Origin of the sequence: Aequorivita echinoideorum, from assembly GCF_018476645.1 — a bacterium.
Lineage (GTDB): Bacteria > Bacteroidota > Bacteroidia > Flavobacteriales > Flavobacteriaceae > Aequorivita > Aequorivita echinoideorum.
Genome location: NZ_JAHCTB010000020.1, coordinates 1 through 2,177, shown reverse-complemented (window position 1 = coordinate 2,177; position 2,177 = coordinate 1). Strand labels below are relative to the sequence as shown.

1 protein-coding gene is annotated in these 2,177 nt (G+C 58.2%); it reads right to left on the bottom strand.

The features are described from left to right. Window positions 1-2,177, bottom strand: a 2,177-nt coding sequence (locus tag KIV10_RS13810; RefSeq protein WP_407650212.1) for an immunoglobulin domain-containing protein, incomplete at both ends; no start/stop codon positions are given.

Below are 2,177 nucleotides of genomic sequence, written 5' to 3'. Positions count from 1 at the left end.
ACTTCCTCTGCCCAATAGGATGTTGTGGCGGTGAGCACCGGGGTCTCGAGGGTGGGCCCTACGGCCACCAGGTTCCCTCCGGTCTGTGCGTCGTACCAGTATACCTCGTTCCCTATGCCCCCGGGCTGTGCTGTAAGGGTCATGCTGCCCGATTGGCATACCACGTCTCCCGTGGTGGAGAGTATCTCGAGGTCCGTGCAGGCGAACTCGTTGGCGGTTATTGCCAGCAGCGGGCTCTCGCATCCCAGTACCGTCTGGCTCACGTAGTATGTGGTTCCGTTAACCAGCGGCGTGGTCTCGGGTATGGACACGGTGCCGGCCGCGTCGGAGTACCAGTTGAGCCCGGTGCTGTGGACGTACTCCTCCACGTCGAGGTCTGCAAGGGTCTTGCTGCCCACGAAGAACTGGTTTGCGTCGCCGATCGGCGCGCCCAGGTCTGTGGCGCAGTCGTAGCCGTATATGTTCAGGGTGTAGCCCGTGCTGCCGGACTGGGACGCTATCACGATGAAGTACTCCTCGCCGGCCGTGGCGTAGAAGTCGGGTATCAGGTAACCGTCCGCGCTCGTGGCGCCTCCCAGGCAGTTCCCGCCCACGTCTCCGCAGCTCTCGTAGACGAACACGCCCGAGTTGGCATTTGTCACGCCGGTGAGCTCGATGTTGACGATGTCGTCCGCGGTTGGCGCGTACCTGTAGACCACGTCGTTCCCGTCAAGGAAGCTGGCCCCGGCACCGCAGCCCGGTGCGCCGGAGAAGTTGTTGCCGTAGTTCGCGGTGTTGTCCGTGTCGCTGTAGTCCAGCGCGCCCACGGTCTTGTCGCCGCTCTGGCTCACAGTCGCTGTGGCAGGGACGCGCGGAGACTCGCAAAGAACTGCACCACCTCCAAATTGCCAATTGTAATACCAGTAGTAATATCCAGCATTAAAACTTGTTCCAGTTATTGTAATTGCTGAAGATGTGTATGGAAATACTGCTCCTGCTGTGTTTCTATAAAGAGCAATAGAAGTACCTTGACCAATCTCATAATTTGTTCCAGGACTGAGACTTGCGTTTAAAGAAATTGTTTGTGGTGTAGACCCTCCCGTTACAGTTGTTGTGTATGGTATGTCATATAGAACAGTTTGGGTATTATCTCTAATCGTAACACTCCCACTAGATCCAATTGGATCTGTTGGGTAAATGTCAACAGATAGTAATTCGGTTTGAATGGTTACATCAAAAAACATTCTTTGAGTACCTATAGCTATACTAGAGCCTCCCCCAGCTCCAATATTGTTATCTATAGCGCCAACGCTACCTGCTGTTCCTGTGCCCTCGATGAATACCTCGCTTGCCCAGTACTGCGTCGTTGCCGTGAGCTCCGGTGTGGTGAAGGTCGGTCCTATGGCCACGGGGTTGCCCCCTGTCTGGTTCTCGTACCAGTAAATCTCGCTCCCGGTCCCGCTTGAGGTCGCCGTGAGGGTCACGGTGCCCTTGCAGGCCACGGTGCCGCCTGTGGTGGCGGTGATCAGCAGGTCGCTGCAGTCTATCTCGCTCACGGTGATGGCCAGCAGCGGGCTCTCGCAGGTGCCGAAGGTCTGGCTCACGTAGTATGTCGTCTGGTCCACAAGGGGGGTGGTGTCCGGTATCACGTTTGTGCCAGCTGCGTCGCTGTACCAGGTCAGCGTGCTGCCGCCCATCGTGCCCTCCACGTCAAGGTCGGCCAGGGTGGCCGGTGCCGCGAAGTCCTGGTTTGCGTCGCCCACGGGCGCCGGGAAGGTGGAACAGGAGAATCCGTTGATCTCCAGGGTATAGCCGATACTGGGGTTTAGCCAGGAGGAGACCACGATGTAGTAGGTCTGCCCGGCCACCACGTCGAACTCCTCTATGATGAGGTCGTCGTCGCTCGGTCCGGCCACGGTCCCGGCCACGCAGTTGGTCCCTATGTCGCCGCAGCTCTCGTAAACGAACATCCCGGCATAGAAGCCGTTGAGATCCTTGAGCTCGATGTCTATCACGTCGTCCATGGTCGGGGTGTACATATAAACCACGTCGTTCCCGTTGAGGTAGTTCTCCGTGGAGCCGCATCCGCTGCCGGGAGCCGCCGTGAAGGTGTTGCCGTAGTTGGAGGTGTTGTTGTTGGCGTCTATGTAGGGCAGGGCCGGGGGCACGATAATATCACCGTCCTGGCTCACTGTCGC